The organism is Bartonella sp. SL317, from assembly GCF_059687655.1.
This window is the reverse complement of the sequence record NZ_CM185144.1, coordinates 1,716,354-1,733,445: the sequence shown is the minus strand read 5'-3', so window position 1 is coordinate 1,733,445 and position 17,092 is coordinate 1,716,354. Positions and strand designations below refer to the sequence as shown.

14 protein-coding genes and 3 tRNA genes are annotated in these 17,092 nt (G+C 40.2%); 1 reads left to right on the top strand and 16 read right to left on the bottom strand.

Annotated elements, in window-relative coordinates:
• Nucleotides 1-46: 46 nt before the first annotated feature.
• The 11 genes from rpoB to AC6ER9_RS07110 all read right to left on the bottom strand — a co-directional run bounded on the left by rpoB (nt 47) and on the right by AC6ER9_RS07110 (nt 9,826).
• Nucleotides 47-4,198: a DNA-directed RNA polymerase subunit beta gene (gene rpoB / locus AC6ER9_RS07160; RefSeq protein WP_497074071.1), complete on the bottom strand. Its 4,152-nt coding sequence runs from the start codon at nt 4,196-4,198 to the stop codon at nt 47-49.
• 290 nt (nt 4,199-4,488) lie between these two features.
• Nucleotides 4,489-4,860, bottom strand: coding sequence for a 50S ribosomal protein L7/L12 (gene rplL / locus AC6ER9_RS07155; RefSeq protein WP_012231477.1), 372 nt, complete (start codon nt 4,858-4,860; stop codon nt 4,489-4,491).
• A 101-nt stretch (nt 4,861-4,961) separates the two neighbouring features.
• Nucleotides 4,962-5,480 (bottom strand): 50S ribosomal protein L10, encoded by a 519-nt coding sequence (gene rplJ / locus AC6ER9_RS07150; protein ID WP_497074070.1) that lies wholly within the window; start codon nt 5,478-5,480, stop codon nt 4,962-4,964.
• A 357-nt stretch (nt 5,481-5,837) separates the two neighbouring features.
• Nucleotides 5,838-6,542: a 50S ribosomal protein L1 gene (rplA, locus tag AC6ER9_RS07145; RefSeq protein WP_497074069.1), complete on the bottom strand. Its 705-nt coding sequence runs from the start codon at nt 6,540-6,542 to the stop codon at nt 5,838-5,840.
• A gap of 4 nt (nt 6,543-6,546) precedes the next feature.
• Nucleotides 6,547-6,975, bottom strand: coding sequence for a 50S ribosomal protein L11 (gene rplK / locus AC6ER9_RS07140; RefSeq protein ID WP_120122041.1), 429 nt, complete (start codon nt 6,973-6,975; stop codon nt 6,547-6,549).
• A gap of 168 nt (nt 6,976-7,143) precedes the next feature.
• On the bottom strand, nt 7,144-7,674 hold the full coding sequence (gene nusG / locus AC6ER9_RS07135) for a transcription termination/antitermination protein NusG (RefSeq protein WP_497074068.1): 531 nt from the start codon (nt 7,672-7,674) through the stop codon (nt 7,144-7,146).
• Nucleotides 7,675-7,694: 20 nt separating this feature from the next.
• Entirely contained in the window at nt 7,695-7,907 is a 213-nt protein-coding gene (gene secE, locus AC6ER9_RS07130) for a preprotein translocase subunit SecE (RefSeq protein ID WP_497075308.1), read from the bottom strand.
• 223 nt (nt 7,908-8,130) lie between these two features.
• Nucleotides 8,131-8,206: transfer RNA gene (locus tag AC6ER9_RS07125), tRNA-Trp, on the bottom strand.
• A gap of 59 nt (nt 8,207-8,265) precedes the next feature.
• On the bottom strand, nt 8,266-9,441 hold the full coding sequence (gene tuf, locus AC6ER9_RS07120; protein WP_142417119.1) for an elongation factor Tu: 1,176 nt from the start codon (nt 9,439-9,441) through the stop codon (nt 8,266-8,268).
• A 197-nt stretch (nt 9,442-9,638) separates the two neighbouring features.
• Nucleotides 9,639-9,712, bottom strand: a tRNA-Gly gene (locus tag AC6ER9_RS07115).
• 30 nt (nt 9,713-9,742) lie between these two features.
• Nucleotides 9,743-9,826: transfer RNA gene (locus tag AC6ER9_RS07110), tRNA-Tyr, on the bottom strand.
• Nucleotides 9,827-10,031: 205 nt separating this feature from the next.
• Between AC6ER9_RS07110 and AC6ER9_RS07105 the strand changes: the two genes are divergently transcribed.
• Nucleotides 10,032-10,862, top strand: coding sequence for a TrmH family RNA methyltransferase (locus AC6ER9_RS07105; RefSeq protein WP_497074067.1), 831 nt, complete (start codon nt 10,032-10,034; stop codon nt 10,860-10,862).
• Here the strand turns inward: AC6ER9_RS07105 and AC6ER9_RS07100 are convergent.
• From AC6ER9_RS07100 to tig, 5 genes are all read right to left on the bottom strand, one after another.
• Complete coding sequence (locus AC6ER9_RS07100) at nt 10,859-11,590, bottom strand: rhomboid family intramembrane serine protease (protein WP_497074066.1); 732 nt, start codon at nt 11,588-11,590, stop codon at nt 10,859-10,861. The genes AC6ER9_RS07105 and AC6ER9_RS07100 overlap by 4 nt on opposite strands.
• A 1,321-nt stretch (nt 11,591-12,911) precedes the next feature.
• Nucleotides 12,912-13,337 carry a DUF2155 domain-containing protein gene (locus AC6ER9_RS07095; protein ID WP_497075307.1) on the bottom strand — a complete coding sequence of 142 codons (426 nt, stop codon included), beginning with the start codon at nt 13,335-13,337 and terminating at the stop codon, nt 12,912-12,914.
• Nucleotides 13,338-13,444: 107 nt separating this feature from the next.
• On the bottom strand, nt 13,445-13,843 hold the full coding sequence (locus tag AC6ER9_RS07090) for an NADH:ubiquinone oxidoreductase subunit NDUFA12 (protein WP_497074065.1): 399 nt from the start codon (nt 13,841-13,843) through the stop codon (nt 13,445-13,447).
• A gap of 183 nt (nt 13,844-14,026) precedes the next feature.
• Nucleotides 14,027-15,526, bottom strand: coding sequence for an Asp-tRNA(Asn)/Glu-tRNA(Gln) amidotransferase subunit GatB (gene gatB / locus AC6ER9_RS07085; RefSeq protein ID WP_497074064.1), 1,500 nt, complete (start codon nt 15,524-15,526; stop codon nt 14,027-14,029).
• Nucleotides 15,527-15,649: 123 nt separating this feature from the next.
• Complete coding sequence (gene tig / locus AC6ER9_RS07080; RefSeq protein WP_497074063.1) at nt 15,650-17,077, bottom strand: trigger factor; 1,428 nt, start codon at nt 17,075-17,077, stop codon at nt 15,650-15,652.
• Nucleotides 17,078-17,092: the final 15 nt, after the last annotated feature.

Here is a 17,092-nt window from a genome sequence, read left to right as displayed (position 1 = left end):
CGTATAAGTAATCAGAGCGCACTCATTTCCTAGTACGCTCCTTGAACTATTGTTCTGCTGTATCAGATAATGCACGCTGTGCAATCAGTTCACGCGCATCATCAAGCTCTACATTAAGAGCGAGTGAACGCATTTCCTTCACTAACACATTAAAGCTTTCAGGTATACCGGCCTCAAATGTATCATCACCACGCACAATCGCTTCATAGACTTTCGTCCGACCAGCAACATCATCCGATTTTACTGTCAACATCTCCTGCAAAGTGTATGCTGCACCATAAGCTTCAAGTGCCCACACCTCCATTTCACCAAAACGCTGACCACCAAATTGTGCCTTACCTCCCAATGGCTGCTGCGTAACAAGTGAATAAGGACCAATAGAGCGTGCATGAATCTTATCATCAACAAGGTGATGCAATTTCAACATATAAATATACCCCACCGTTACTGGACGATCAAAAGGCTCTCCCGTACGACCATCATAAAGCGTAACCTGCCCTGAGCTATCTAGACCTGCGTCTTCAAGCATCATATTGATATCGGACTCATGGGCTCCATCAAAAACAGGCGTTGCAATTGAAACCCCTTTCTTCATTTGCAATGCCAACTTATAAAGGCTTTCGTTATCATACTGACGCACAGGTTCATTATGATTATCATCAGGCATAAGATTTTCAATACGCTGACGCAGAGGGAGTATATCACCAGTCTCTTGATATAATTCTAACAAATCGCCAATCTTCTTGCCCATCCCCGCACACGCCCAACCAAGGTGAGTCTCAAGAATTTGTCCAACATTCATACGACTAGGCACACCAAGTGGATTTAAGACGATATCAGCATGGGTTCCATCTTCAAGAAAGGGCATATCTTCAACAGGAAGAATACGTGAGACAACACCCTTATTGCCGTGACGTCCCGCCATCTTATCACCTGGTTGAATCTTACGCTTCACAGCCACAAAAACCTTCACCATTTTCATGACACCAGGAGGCATTTCATCGCCTCTTTGGACCTTTTCAACTTTATCCATAAAGCGACGCTGTAATGCTTCTTTTGATTCATCATATTGCTTGCGCAAAGCCTCAATTTCATTTTGAAGCTTTTCATCCTCAACAGCAAATTGCCACCACTGTGACCGTGGATAATGCCCCATTACCGCACTATCAAGCTTTTTGCTTTCCGAAAAGCCTTTTGGACCTTCTACAGCAACTTTACCGGTCAACATATCCGTAAGGCGTGCATAAACATTGCGATCAAGAATCGACTGTTCATCATCGCGGTCTTTTGCTAAACGCTCAATTTCTTCACGCTCAATAGCCATAGCGCGTTCATCTTTTTCCACACCATGGCGATTAAAAACGCGAACTTCAACAACAGTGCCAAATGTCCCAGGAGGCATACGCATAGACGTATCACGAACATCAGATGCCTTTTCTCCAAAAATTGCACGTAGGAGCTTTTCTTCCGGCGTCATCGGACTTTCACCCTTCGGTGTAATCTTTCCAACTAAAATATCACCCGGTTGAACTTCAGCACCGATATAAATAATGCCAGCTTCGTCAAGATTCCTTAACGCTTCTTCCGCAACATTCGGAATATCGCGCGTAATTTCCTCCGGCCCAAGTTTTGTATCACGGGCTGCAACTTCAAACTCCTCAATATGGATTGAAGTAAACACATCATCCGCAACAATGCGCTCAGATAACAAAATGGAATCTTCGTAGTTGTATCCATTCCACGGCATAAAGGCGACAAGAACATTCCGCCCAAGAGCCAAATCACCAAGATCCGTAGATGGACCATCTGCAATGATATCACCCTTCTCTACCTGATCACCAACATGCACAAGAGGACGCTGATTAATACAAGTGGACTGGTTAGAACGCTGAAACTTTTGTAAGCGATAAATATCAACGCCCGATTTTGAAGGATCTAAATCTTCTGTTGCACGGATAACAATACGGGTAGCATCAACTTGATCAACAATACCACTCCGTTTTGCACTCACAGCTGCTCCTGAATCGCGCGCAACAACGGATTCCATCCCCGTCCCAACAAATGGCGCTTCCGCACGTACAAGAGGAACGGCCTGACGCTGCATATTCGACCCCATAAGCGCACGATTCGCATCATCATTTTCCAAAAAAGGAATGAGTGCAGCCGCGACTGAAACCAACTGTTTGGGTGAAACATCCATCAAATCAACATAATCACGCGGCGCCATTAAAACCTCACCAGCATGACGACAAACAACAAACTCTTCTATAAAGCGGCCTTCACTGTCTAATGAAGAATTTGCTTGTGCAACATAATGCTTTGCTTCTTCCATCGCTGAAAGATAAATAACTTCCTTGGTGACTTTACCATCAACAATTTTTCGATATGGGCTTTCAATAAAGCCATATTTATTAACCCGCGCAAATGTTGCTAAAGAGTTAATAAGACCAATATTGGGGCCTTCCGGCGTTTCAATTGGACAAATACGACCATAATGGGTAGGATGAACGTCACGCACCTCAAATCCCGCACGCTCACGAGTTAACCCCCCTGGACCAAGAGCAGAAAGACGGCGTTTATGGGTAATTTCCGACAGCGGATTGGTTTGATCCATAAACTGTGATAATTGTGAAGACCCAAAAAACTCACGAACGGCTGCTGCAGCAGGCTTTGCATTGATTAAATCCTGCGGCATAACTGTATCAATTTCAACTGATGACATACGTTCTTTTATCGCACGCTCCATACGAAGGAGACCAATGCGATATTGATTCTCCATCAATTCCCCAACCGAACGAACGCGACGATTGCCAAGATTATCAATATCATCAATTTCACCGCGACCATCACGCAATTCAACCAACATTTTCACAACAGCCAGAATATCCTCTTGACGTAAAACGCGGACTGTATCTGGACAATCAAGATCCATACGCAGATTCATCTTAACACGCCCAACAGCTGAAAGATCATAACGCTCTGGGTCAAAAAACAATGAATGAAACATTGCTTCTGCTGTATCAATTGTTGGGGGTTCCCCTGGACGCATTACTCGGTAAATATCAAATAATGCATCTTGTCGACTTTCATTTTTATCCGCCTTTAAAGTATTGCGAATATAGGCACCAATATTCATATGATCAATATCAAGGATATTGATTTGATCAGCACTCACATCAAGTAAAGTTTTCAATACTTTTTCGTCAATTTCATCGCCAGCTTCAAGGTAAATCTCACCGGTCTCGTAATTGACGATATCTTCGGCAAGATAAGACCCTAATAAATCATCTTCACTAACTTTAACCGCCTTTAGGCCCTTTTCTGCTAAAGACTTTGCGCTGCGAACTGTTAGCTTTTTACCAGCTTCCGCAACAACTTCACCACTATCTGCATCTATAAGATCAGAAATGAGCTTCATTCCTTTAAAACGATCGACAGAATAAGGAACACGCCATCCTTCCCCATCACGCTCATAAGTCACTTTATCATAAAATGTTGACAAAATATCCGAAGCATCCATACCTAATGCCATTAAAAGACTGGTAACAGGAATCTTGCGTCGCCGATCAATACGCGCATAAATGATATCCTTAGCATCAAATTCAATATCCAACCAAGAGCCACGATATGGAATCACACGAGCAGCAAAAAGAAGCTTTCCCGATGAATGGGACTTTCCTTTATCATGGTCAAAAAAGACGCCAGGAGAACGGTGCATCTGAGAAACAATAACACGCTCCGTACCATTAACGATAAAAGTACCATTGGTCGTCATTAAAGGCATATCGCCCATATAAACGCCCTGCTCTTTAATGTCTTTGATATCTTTAGAGCCCGTATCTTCATCAACATCAAAAACAATCAAACGTAATATCACTTTTAATGGGGCCGCATAAGTTAAATCGCGTTGACGACATTCTTCAACATCAAATTTCGGTAAATCAAATTCATAACCAACAAACTCAAGCATAGCTGTACCGGAAAAATCGGAAATAGGAAATACCGATTTAAAAACAGCTTGCAAACCTTCATCTGGTCGTCCACCTTTCGGCTCCTCAACCATGAGAAACTGATCATATGACGCTTTTTGAACCTCAATAAGATTCGGCATCTCTGCTACTTCAGGAATCTTACCAAAAAATTTGCGCACCCGCTTACGACCATTGAATTGAGACATCATTGCATGAGTCTGAGCCATCACCGCTCCTTGATCCTTACTCTTCAAGATAGACCAACCTTGAAAGCTTTACATCATTAACCTGCATATGCAGACCAGTTCACTTGACACTCAATAATGAGCATCGTTAACTTTTCCCATCAATACAAGCCATTCATCTATTTTGCTCTCATGATGAGAAATAAGAAACCCAATCTATCCCCACGACTGTTATGAAATCGTTGAGAAAAGGTTTTCGCACTCATTACTTTCCCTCTTTGTTTAAGAGAAAGAAAATCGGCGAACATTTATGTTCGCCGATACAATTAAACTTACTTAAGTTCAACTTTAGCACCAGCAGCTTCAAGTTGAGATTTAATTTTCTCTGCTTCTTCTTTCGAAGCCCCTTCTTTAATAGGCTTAGGCGCTCCTTCAACCAGATCTTTTGCTTCTTTAAGACCAAGTCCAGTCAAAGCACGAACTTCCTTAATAACATTAATTTTTTGTGCGCCACCTTCAACAAGAATAACATCAAATTCTGTTTTTTCTTCAGCAGCTGGAGCAGCCGCACCAGCAACAGCAGCAACAGCTACAGGAGCAGCAGCCGAAACACCCCATTTTTCTTCAAGCAATTTAGAAAGCTCTGCAGCTTCCAAAAGAGTTAGGTTAGAAAGGTCTTCTACGATCTTTGCTAGATCAGCCATTTTTAAATTCCTTCAATTAAAAGATTTGAACCATTGTTTAAAATTTATTCAAAAAACAGAAAAGCAGCAAAGCTTTCCCATAAGTATGAATACAAACAGCCTTAAGCCGCCTTATCCTCTTGAGCATATGCTCCAATGACACGCGCAACCTGACCAGCAGGTGCATTAACAACCTGTGCAATACGGGTCGCAGGGGTAGAAATCATACCCACAAGTTTTGCTCGCAACTCGTTGAGTGAAGGCAATGAAGCCAATGACTTCACAGCGTCTACACTCAAATTTGTTGCCCCCATTGAACCACCAAGGATAACAAATTTGTCATTGCTTTTCGCAAAATCAACAGCAACTTTCGGTGCTGTAATTGGATCTTCCGAATAAGCAATAAGTGTCTGCCCAGTAAACAAACTTGCTATCGATTCAGATTCCGTGCCCTGAAGAGCGATTTTAGCAAGACGGTTTTTGGCGACTTTAACGGCACCGCCAGCTTCACCCATTTTTGAACGAAGATCGTTCATCTGCGAAACTGTCAGACCGGAATAATGTGCAACAACAACAGAACCAGACTTTTGAAAAGCCTCGTTAAGCCATGTAACAAATTCGCGTTTTTCCGCTCTATTCACTGTCTCTCTCCATTTAACAGATTTGTTTAAAACAAATCTGTTGGTTACCTTTGATAACATAAAAAATCTTATGCTACCGATGAGGATCCTGTCCCCTTTTTCACGCACAGCGTTCAAAGGCAACCCTGGCTCAAACCCTTCAAGTCTTTTAACTTTCAGTTTCTTACCCCAGTCTCATGCAGGTTTTTCTTGATTAAGATACTTTAAAGCATCACCTACAATCTCGGACAGGATATTCCGGAATTTCTTCCAGTATAACCTAAGCCTTATAAAGCTTAGATAGCTAAATGTCCGTCAAAACCGACATTTAAAATAGAATGTTGATCGTCACTTACCTCAAAAAAATATAAATCAGACTTATACTGATTCGGAACGAACTGTTGCTGGATCAACCTTAATACCAACCCCCATCGTTGAAGAAACAGCAACACGCTTAATATATTCACCTTTCGCACCTTGTGGCTTTGCTTTAATAACCGCACTTGCAAAGGCTTTAATATTTTCTACGATTTTTTCAACGCCAAAAGAAGCCTTCCCAATACCAGCATGCACAATACCAGCTTTTTCAACACGAAACTCGACAGCACCACCCTTAGAAGCTTTAACAGCAGCAGCAACATCAAGTGTTACAGTACCAACTTTTGGATTTGGCATCAAACTCCGTGGCCCTAGAATCTTACCAAGGCGACCAACAAGAGGCATCATATCTGGCGTTGCAATACAACGATCAAAGTTAATTGTGCCCCCATTAATGCTTTCAAATAAATCCTCAGCACCCACAATATCAGCTCCTGCTGCCTTAGCCTCCTCAGCCTTGTCTCCACGAGCAAAAACAGCAACACGAATATTTCGTCCCGTACCGTTTGGCAAATGAGCAACACCTCGAACCATCTGATCAGCATGACGAGGATCAACACCCAAGTTCATTGAAATTTCAATTGTCTCATCAAACTTAGCAACAGCACGCTCCTTAACCATGGAAACGGCATCTTTTAAAGCGTAAGGCTGATTAAAATCAATATCTTTCCGAATATTTTTTATTCTCTTTGCTACTTTTGCCATAATACTAGCCCACCACTTCTAAGCCCATCGAGCGTGCAGAACCTTCAACCATACGCATCGCTGCCTCAATGTCATTCGCATTAAGATCTTTCATCTTTGATTCCGCAATCAAACGAATTTTATCGCGAGAAATACTTCCCACAGACACCTTACCAGGTTCTTTTGAGCCAGATTTCAGTTGCGCTTCCTTCTTTAAAAAGAACGATACAGGAGGTGTCTTGAGAGAAAACGTAAAAGACTTATCTTGGTAATACGTAATAACAACTGGAATCGGTGCGCCCTTTTCCATTTCTTGTGTCGCTGCATTAAACGCCTTACAAAATTCCATGATATTAATACCACGTTGTCCAAGAGCCGGACCAATCGGTGGAGATGGAGTAGCAGCCCCTGCAGGAACCTGCAACTTGAGCTGACCTATACTTTTTTTTGCCATAACAATCTGCCTTCAAATTCACTGGTATACTGACAATATATCTTTATCTCTTTCTCGATATCTTGCTCGCCACCCGCTGCAGTCATGTGGTTTGGATCATTAAGCCGACAAAAGCCATAAATCACCTCCCACTTCTTCCTTAAAGTCATTTAAAAACTCTAAGTTTAATCAGAGTTTTTCAACCTGACCAAATTCCAAATCAACAGGCGTAGGACGCCCAAAAATGAGCACCTCAACCTTAAGACGAGAGCGCTCTTCCTCAACCTCTTGAACAATTCCATTAAACGAAACGAAAGGACCATCAGCAACACGGACTTGCTCTCCAACCTCAAACAATACAGAAGATTTTGGAGACTCAACCCCTTCCTGAACTTGTTTGAGAATTTGCTCAACCTCTCGATCAGAAATAGGAACAGGACGCGAATCAGACCCTAAAAAGCCCGTCACTTTAGGTGTATTCTTAATAAGATGGTAAACTTCATCTGTTAATTCAGCACGAACAAGAACATAGCCAGGAAAAAATTTCCGTTCAGCATCAACCTTTCGTCCACGACGAACTTCTACAACACGCTCCGTTGGAACGAAAATTCTTTCAAATAAATGATCAAGTCCTTTTTGCTTCGCCTCCTTATCAATAGCCTCCGCTACTTTCTTTTCAAAATTTGAATATGCCTGAACAATATACCAACGAGCCGCCACAGTCACACTTCCTCACATTCTCAACTAAAAAGATATTTCAGAAGATCAATAACCCGCCAAACACTAAAATGCATAACCTGATCTACAACAAAAAAGAAAACTGAAGCTAAGGCCGTCACCAGCAAAACCATAACAGTAGAAATAACAGTCTCACGACGTGTTGGCCATTTCACTTTAGCTGTTTCTGCATAAACCTGCTTTAAAAAGGTAATCGGATTGGTTTTAGATGCCATCGCCACACTATACTCTCTCTAGCTCTACGTACTTTCTTCTAGTCTCATTGCGTTTTATACAAAAATAAATATAAAAAATGCAAAAGCCAATTTCCAGACTGATGCAATTTTCCTTACTTCTTATTCAATAGCGTTTCACACACAAAAAAACAAGCCCTATATAAAAAAAAGCGAAAAAGGCAGCAAGAATCCACCTCCCATATCTAAAACCCTATCTCCCTTTTGGCAGGGGCAGCAGGACTTGAACCCGCGACCTGCGGTTTTGGAGACCGCCGCTCTACCAACTGAGCTATACCCCTAACTCTAAAAACTAAAAAACCTTTAGCAATCCTTCCAGCAATGTTTCAACAAGCATTATTTATTCAATGATCTTAGAGACGATACCAGCACCAACAGTACGACCACCTTCACGAATAGCAAAACGAAGTTTCTCTTCCATCGCTATCGGAACAATCAGAGACACATCCATCGCAACATTATCGCCTGGCATAACCATTTCTGTTCCTTCAGGAAGCGTAACTATACCCGTAACATCCGTCGTACGGAAGTAAAATTGTGGACGATAATTCGTGAAAAAGGGCGTATGACGGCCTCCTTCATCTTTCGTCAAAATGTAAGCCTCTGCTTTAAAACGGGTATGTGGTGTAACAGAACCAGGCTTTGCCAATACTTGACCACGCTCAATTCCTTCTCGATCAACACCACGAAGCAGAGCCCCTATATTATCACCTGCTTGACCTTGATCTAAAAGCTTGCGGAACATTTCAACGCCTGTCACCGTCGTCTTAGAGGTTGGACGAATGCCGATAATCTCGATTTCTTCTCCAACTTTAATGATACCACGTTCAACACGACCCGTAACAACCGTTCCACGACCCGAAATAGAAAAAACATCTTCTATTGGCATCAAAAATGGTTGATCAACAGGACGCTCAGGTGTTGGGATATAACTGTCAACTTCACTCATTAAAAGACGAACCGCATCTTCTCCAATGCTTTTATCTTTATCCTCAAGTGCTGCCAATGCAGAACCTTTAACAATCGGAATATCATCACCTGGGAAGTCATATTTGGATAATAACTCACGAACCTCAAGCTCTACAAGCTCCAAAAGCTCTGCATCATCAACCTGATCAACTTTATTCAAAAAAACAACAATCGCTGGAACACCAACTTGGCGAGCAAGCAAAATATGCTCACGGGTCTGAGGCATAGGACCATCAGCCGCAGAAACAACCAAAATGGCACCGTCCATTTGCGCTGCCCCAGTGATCATATTTTTTACATAGTCAGCGTGTCCTGGACAATCAACGTGGGCATAGTGACGATTTTCCGTTTCATACTCAACATGTGCTGTAGAAATGGTAATCCCACGGGCACGCTCCTCTGGTGCCGCATCAATTTGATCATAAGCTTTAAATTCACCAAAAAATTTCGTAATCGCTGCTGTCAACGAAGTCTTCCCATGATCAACGTGACCAATCGTACCAATATTAACATGTGGTTTCGTACGTTCAAACTTGCTCTTCGCCATTGCTATTAGTCTCTTGTTCTATTCTCTAATCATTTGCCCCTAAAAACAGGTCTGCAGAACTGAATTCAACTGGACCCTATAACTAGCCCAATCACCATAATACCTAGACGGAAAAGCCCGCCCACTTTAAACAATGGAATATCTTCCATCGTATATCACATCGAACTGCCTAGTCATCAATAACCACTGTGACCATCTGGAGCGGGTAGCGGGAATCGAACCCGCGTATTCAGCTTGGAAGGCTGCTGCTCTACCATTGAGCTATACCCGCAGACCCATGGACTAACTCTCCTTCGATGAATGGTGGAGGGGGTTGGATTCGAACCAACGTAGCATACGCAACGGATTTACAGTCCGCCCCCTTTAACCACTCGGGCACCCCTCCATTACACCGGCAAAGTTGCGCGATGAGGCATCACGACAATCATCTCGAACACCCATTCAATTCAATCTGATTGCGAAGTGGTTATGACGATTACGATTGTATCTGTCAACAGAATAAATACAATTCTGTACAAATTTCCTGCTCATAACTTTAAATTATAGATTTTTTCTAGCTATTTTTCTTATTAAGACGCTATAAAGAAGTTATGAAAGATAAAACATCACAAAATTCTCATTATGCTCGTTTACGTCGTCAATATCGTGATAGAAAAGGCTCTCCTTCTCGATCTTCTACGCAGCTAAAGAAGGAAACTGTTGCCTTACAGCAAGGGATAATCCGTCTTTATGGCATTCATTCTGTTCAGGCTGCTTTAAAAAACCCAAAAAGAATTTTTAAATGTCTTTACGTTACACAAAATGCCTTGAAACGATTAAATGTATCCGAATCAGATTATCCTTGCCCTGTTACATTATGCACCCCCAAATATCTTGATTCGCTCGTTGGAAGTGAGGCAGTTCATCAAGGGATTGTTTTGGAAACGTCTCCTCTCAAACCATGCAAACTATCGGAATTAACCAATAGTGATCTGGTCATTGTCATGGATCAAATTACTGATCCCCATAATGTTGGTGCCATTATGCGCTCTGCCGTTGCATTTAAAGCTAAAGCACTTATTACTACTTACCGACACTCTCCCCAAGAAAGCGGCGTTCTTGCGAAAGCGGCATCTGGGGCCCTAGAAATGATTCATTACATTACCGTACGAAACCTTGCTGAAACTCTTCAAGAGCTCCACCAAACAGGCTTTACAAGCTTTGGTCTTGATTCAGAAGGGGAGCAACCTCTAGAAACAGCATTAATAGGAAATAAAGTTGCTCTTGTTTTAGGAGCAGAAGGCAAAGGCTTGCGTAAAAAAACTCGTGAGACCGTTTGCGCTTTAGCTCGCCTTGATATGCCTGGAAATATTAAATCATTAAATGTTTCAAATGCCGCAACAATAGCACTTTATGTAGCACATCGATATCTTAGATTCTAGCTTTTAATTTTTTGTGAGACATCAAAAAAACGAACCAACAAAAACCCCGTAACAAATCCGCCAATATGTGCTTCCCATGCTATTGAGATACCATTTTCTTCAAACAGAACAGAAGAAATACCTATGATAAAATCAGCTGCCAGCCATACACTTATATAAATGAGTACGCCCTTGGAACAAAGAGCTTTTTTGATGGATAATAAAGCCCCCAAAGTTTTTTTGTTCTGCGTATTAGCACCTAAATAACTGCTGGGAAAACCGTAACGTGCAATAGCTCCCATCATGCCAGATACAGCCCCTGAGGCCCCAACAAGTGATATGACACTTTCTTGATGAAAGATAAAATAAGTCAAAACAGAAATAACCGCCGTTACAACCCAAAAAATTAAAAAACGTAAAACACCAAAATGCCTTACTAAAGGAGAACCAAAAACCAAAAGCCAAACCATATTAAGAGAAACATGTTTAAAACTACCATGCATAAATGAATAACTCACCATGGTATAAAAAAATGCGAGAGGATCCGTCTTAAACAATGCTGGCGTAAATGAAAAAAGCTCAAGACTTTCAATATAAAGCTGAGGAGAAAAAAAATACTGAGGAATGCAATAAAGACAAAAACAAAATGCTATCAAAACAACAATAATAAATGGGACATTCAATAAAGGTTCTTTAGGTTTTCTCGGCAATCGGGAAACATTCTTATATTGATGACTAGAAACTTTCATTATATAAAATCTCTTATTTCTTTAGAAAAACGGAGCATTCTTTACGCAAAATAAAGGCACCCCTCCCCCGTGATACGAAATCTTTTAACGGCTTTTCGCAACTCTTTTTTAAACTTTCAATGGCTCACCGTAAAAACACATGTCTCTTATATAAAGAGATGTTGAGAAGCAGGGATGTCAAAAATATCATATACAAAATCAGTAATATTCTGCTTATTAAAATGTGAAGCTTGTCATGAAATATACAAAAATTTATAAATAAACAAACTTCTCGTAAAGCTCTCTATCATAAACATGTAAAATACCATAAATGTTGCTTTTTTCCAGAAACATATCAATTTTTGCATTTTTAAATCATGCTATACTGCAATTAAAGTTTTAAATAATCTTAAAGCTTAATTGTTCCAACAAAAGAGCTTGAATTGCTTCTACTTTTTGAATGACAAAAGAAATCTCCGCGAGAATAAAGGCCTATCAGCACATTTGTTTTTTCTCGATATAATCATTGGTGTTTCATAAACTATGCACTTTACATGTCTGTTTTTCCATAAAGTCAATATTTTGATTTATAATGATAATTTAGTTTTATTCATATTGAGTTAGATCTCTCAATATCGTAAGATTCTCTCATCCCAAACTCATTTATATTGAATTAAGTAAAACCATTGGCTTTCACGTTACAAGCGAAAAGAGCTGAGTTGATAAAACGATACAAGAGAAGAATAAAAATGCCTCTTATGAAGAGTTTTAAGTGTCAAGGACTGTCGAGGAGCAACATTGGCGCGGTCCCAAGTGTGTGATGATCTCTGCTTATTCTTCTACAAGCCTAAAAATGGGAAATACTTAATGGATTTATCTTTATATCATTCATGAGCGCCATCATGAAATGAATGTGACGAGCCTTAAGAAAGGTCACTTTAAAACAAGACCATAAATATGAAACGCAGTGATGTTCCATTCTTCATGAGAGGTTTAACCTTATTAAAGGCATAAGAATCAGTTTATCTTTTTAACAAATATGAATAAGCCTTTTACTTCAACTTCTAATAGATATAATTCAAGAATTGTTGCCTATGAGATACTCTAAAAAACAATGCATTCATTTTCAGAATGCATCCTTAGATTCAAAAGGTTCATGAAAGAAATTTTTATTTCTTTCTTAAATAGCAGGCCGCTTGTAACGAATAAGGCAATGGTTTTGCTCGTTTCAATATAAAAAGTTTAGAATGAAAAAATCATAAAAATTCAAACTTCAAATTCGAATTATGAAATAATAAACTCTCATTATAAATCAATGCATTACAAATAGATAACACCGTAATCATTGAAGAGGTAAATCTTGAGAAGCCTGCTTGCAGTCTTTTAACCACACATCATAAATAGGATGCTCAACAGCGTTTAAACCGGGGCTGTCTGCGAACATCCATCCTGTAAAAATACGCCGTATTTTTTTATCTAATGTTACTTCATTAACTTCAACAAAACCCGTTGTACGCGTTGGTTCATCTTTAGAGCTCGTATAACAAGCACGAGGCGTCACCTGCAATGCACCATACTGATAAGTTTTACCAAGAGAAACTTCAAAACGTATCGTCCGCCCCGTAATTTTATCAAGACCTGCAAAAACAGCAATCCCATTGCTAATACGTTCAGCACGCGCCCCACTATTTAAGGATAAAAAAACCAAAATTCCCATAAAAAAAATATATCTAAAACGCCTCAACCTCAATAATAAAAAAAAGCTCATCATCTCAAAATCAATCGCACCTTTAAAATAACACTTATCATAACATCGAGCCCAATAAGATGAAAATACACATGCCCATTAAAACATTCTATTTTTAGGTGACCATTTTATCTTTTAGGTGACCAGGCATCATAATCCTCATGCACAAAAGGACGCTCATCATTGTAAGGAATAGCTCCCTTTGGTCGATAAGCCTCACTTGTTCCTGTCATATTTGCAACATGAGGCTTTTCCCATTCATAGGGGTGATAATCCTCCTGTGTTGGTGGATTATCAAAGCGATGATGAATCCAACCGTGCCAACCTGGTGGAATAGTGGAAGCTTCCGAATAGTCTTTATAAATAACCCAACGATGCGGATAACCATCTTTATGAAGTCCCCCTTCATAATATATATTTCCAAATTGATCTTCTCCTATCCGCTTACCTTTGCGCCATGTAAAAAAACGTGTACCGATGGTATTACCATTCCACCAGGTAAATATTTGCTTAAAAAAACGAGCCATTTCCTATTCCATTTCTTCAGTATGCTCATAATAAAATCAAGCGCTGGAATAAACTTAGTAATGCTTGAAATTAGCAAAAAAGTGACTGGTAAATCCAGCCATACCTAAATTGATTGGATAACTGACTATCCCTTAATTTCGACAAGATATCATATTTACGGACTTTTCTCTACCCCATAAAATTTAATCTATGCCAAGTTTTATCTTAACCAATTCATTAACAGTTTGAGGATTTGCCTTACCCCCTGTTGCTTTCATGACCTGTCCAACAAACCAACCTGCTAAAGCAGGTTTTCGCTTTGCCTGCGCAACTTTATCAGAATTATTGGCAATGATCTCATCAACGGCTTTTTCAATAGCCTTTGTATCTGTTACCTGCTGCATATTGCGCTCTTCTACAATTTGGCGTGGATCTCCCCCCTCATTCCAAACAATCTCGAAAAGATCTTTGGCAATTTTCCCAGAAATAACGCCTTCTTTTATAAGATCAATAATGCTTCCCAACTGATTTGGCGATACTGGTGACGCTTCAATTTCTCGATTATCTTTATTTAAAGCTCCTAAGAGGTCATTAATCACCCAATTGGCAACTATTTTTCCATCACGCCCATACGCTACTTCTTCAAAATAATCCGCAATAGCCTTTTCTGTCACAAGAATGGAAGCATCATACACGGTCAATCCCATTTCCTTAACAAAACGTGCTTTTATAGCGTCAGGCAATTCAGGCAAGTCTGCTGCCAAAGCATCCACAAATGCCTGATCAAATTCTAATGGCAAAAGATCAGGATCAGGGAAATAACGATAATCATGCGCTTCTTCCTTTGAACGCATAGAGCGTGTTTCACCTTTAGTGGCATCAAAAAGACGTGTTTCTTGCTCTATAACGCCTCCATCTTCTAAGATTGCGATCTGACGACGTGCTTCATATTCAATTGCTTGACCAATAAAGCGAATAGAATTAACGTTTTTTATTTCACAACGCGTTCCAAAATCTTCACCAGGACGACGAACGGATACATTAACATCCGCACGCATAGAACCTTCATCCATATTGCCATCGCAGGTTCCTAAATAACGAACAATCGTCCGCAGTTTTGTCATATAAGCTTTGGCTTCATCTGATGAGCGCATATCAGGTTTGGAAACAATTTCCATAAGAGCAACACCAGAGCGATTAAGATCCACAAAAGACATCGTTGGATGTTGATCATGCATGGATTTCCCAGCATCCTGTTCAAGATGCAACCTTTCAATCCCTACTTCGATATCCTCAAATTGGCCATTCGAATCTGGACCAACAGATATGGTAATCTTCCCCTCCCCTACAATGGGATAGCGAAACTGAGAAATCTGATACCCTTGCGGTAAATCTGGATAAAAGTAATTCTTACGATCAAAAACAGATTTTAAATTAATACGCGCTTTTAATCCTAAACCCGTTCGAACCGCTTGACGAACACATTCTTGATTAAGAACCGGCAACATTCCTGGCATAGCCGCATCAATAAGTGATACATGATTATTCGGCTCTGCACCGAATTTGGTTGATGCTCCTGAAAAAAGTTTCGAATTTGATATGACTTGTGCATGAACCTCCATGCCAATGATGACTTCCCAATCACCTGTAACGCCAGAAATAAAACGCTTAGAATCAGGAATACGCGTATCAATGATGCTCATTGCCAATCCACTACCAATATTTTAAAACATATCTCACGGCTCATCTAAAACTACTCCCAGTGTAAGCCTAGAATATAATTAAAACAAACCCGATTCCATCGAGCTTGTTCTATTCATTTAAATCTACGCTTTTTTAGGAGCCTTTTTCTTAGCTGATGCTTTTTCTGCAGACTTTTCTTTCACTGAAGATTTTTTCTTTGCTGTCTTTTCTTCAGGAATATCTGATTCGTCATATTCTTTCATCAGTTCTTCAACCGTCACTTCTTTATCTGTGACTTTTATCTTCGCTAACAAATGATCAATGACCTTTTCTTCAAAAATCGGAGCCCGTAGATTTTCAACAGCTTCCGGTGTCTTACGGAAAAAGTCCATAATCTCTTTTTCCTGTCCAGGATACTGACGAACTTGCTCAAAAACGGCTGCTTTTAGCTCATCCTCACTAACTTTAACACCAACCTTCATTCCAATTTCAGAAAGAACCAAACCAAGACGGACACGACGTTGTGCAAGAACACGATATTCTTCTCGGGCTTTTTCTTCTGTAATCCCTTCGTCCTCAAAACTACGCCCAGCCTTTTTCAAATCATCATTAACCTGCGCCCATATATTGTTAAACTCAATTTCTAAAAGACCCTCAGGAATCTCAAAATTATAATCAGCATCTAAAGCATCAAGAATCTGACGTTTAACTTTTTGACGTGTCATTGAACCATATTGACTTTCAATCTGCCCACGAACAACCTCACGTAAACGCTCTAGAGATTCTAAACCAACTTTTTGCGCTGCTTCATCATCAATTTTTAACTCGTCTGGTTTAAAAACAGCTTTGACAGTAATATCAAACTCTGCCTCCCGTCCTGCCAAATGTGCGGCACTATAATTATCAGGAAATTGAACAGAAATCGTTTTCGCATCCCCTGCTTTCACACCAACCAATTGCTCTTCAAAACCAGGAATAAATTGTTTTGATCCAAGAATCAATGGGGCGTCATTATCTGCCCCTCCTTCAAATGGAACTCCTTCAAGCTTACCCAAATAATCTATGGTAACACGATCACCTTCTTCAGAAACCCCTTCTTTTAGAGAATAATTACGCGTAGAAGAAAGGACGCGATTAACTTGCTCATCAATGTCCTTTTCAGGAATAGCTGCAATTTCACGAATAACTTCAATATGTTCAAAATCTTTAATTTCAATTTTTGGTAAAACTTCATACTTTAAACTAAAAGTAAAATCGGCTTTTCCCTCTAGAATTTCTTCATCTTCATCTATATCAATTTTCGGCTGCATCGCTGCACGTTCATTTCGATCCGCTAAGACAGAACGTGGCGCATCAGCGAGTATCTCATTGAGAATCTCCGCCATAAAAGATTTACCGTACATTTTTCGCAAATGTCCACTTGGCACTTTACCGGGACGAAAACCGTTAAGCTTAACCTTACCCTTGGTATCATCCAATCGTTCATTTAGTTTTTCTTCTAAATCTTTCGCTGGAACCACGATCTTAATTTCGCGCTTCAGTCCTTCATTAAGCGTCTCGGTAACCTGCATTAAACACCTTCATTT

What these genes read in the sequence shown, in the direction of transcription:
- AC6ER9_RS07090 (WP_497074065.1), bottom strand. Translation starts at nt 13,843, where the DNA reads ATGGCTCGTTTTTTTAAGCAAATATTTACCTGGTGGAATGGTAATACC.
- AC6ER9_RS07105 (WP_497074067.1), top strand. Translation starts at nt 10,032, where the DNA reads ATGAAAGATAAAACATCACAAAATTCTCATTATGCTCGTTTACGTCGT.
- gatB (WP_497074064.1), bottom strand. Translation starts at nt 15,526, where the DNA reads ATGAGCATCATTGATACGCGTATTCCTGATTCTAAGCGTTTTATTTCT.
- rplL (WP_012231477.1), bottom strand. Translation starts at nt 4,860, where the DNA reads ATGGCTGATCTAGCAAAGATCGTAGAAGACCTTTCTAACCTAACTCTT.
- rplK (WP_120122041.1), bottom strand. Translation starts at nt 6,975, where the DNA reads ATGGCAAAAAAAAGTATAGGTCAGCTCAAGTTGCAGGTTCCTGCAGGG.
- AC6ER9_RS07100 (WP_497074066.1), bottom strand. Translation starts at nt 11,590, where the DNA reads ATGAAAGTTTCTAGTCATCAATATAAGAATGTTTCCCGATTGCCGAGA.
- tuf (WP_142417119.1), bottom strand. Translation starts at nt 9,441, where the DNA reads ATGGCGAAGAGCAAGTTTGAACGTACGAAACCACATGTTAATATTGGT.
- tig (WP_497074063.1), bottom strand. Translation starts at nt 17,077, where the DNA reads ATGCAGGTTACCGAGACGCTTAATGAAGGACTGAAGCGCGAAATTAAG.
- AC6ER9_RS07095 (WP_497075307.1), bottom strand. Translation starts at nt 13,337, where the DNA reads ATGAGCTTTTTTTTATTATTGAGGTTGAGGCGTTTTAGATATATTTTT.
- rplA (WP_497074069.1), bottom strand. Translation starts at nt 6,542, where the DNA reads ATGGCAAAAGTAGCAAAGAGAATAAAAAATATTCGGAAAGATATTGAT.
- rpoB (WP_497074071.1), bottom strand. Translation starts at nt 4,198, where the DNA reads ATGGCTCAGACTCATGCAATGATGTCTCAATTCAATGGTCGTAAGCGG.
- secE (WP_497075308.1), bottom strand. Translation starts at nt 7,907, where the DNA reads ATGGCATCTAAAACCAATCCGATTACCTTTTTAAAGCAGGTTTATGCA.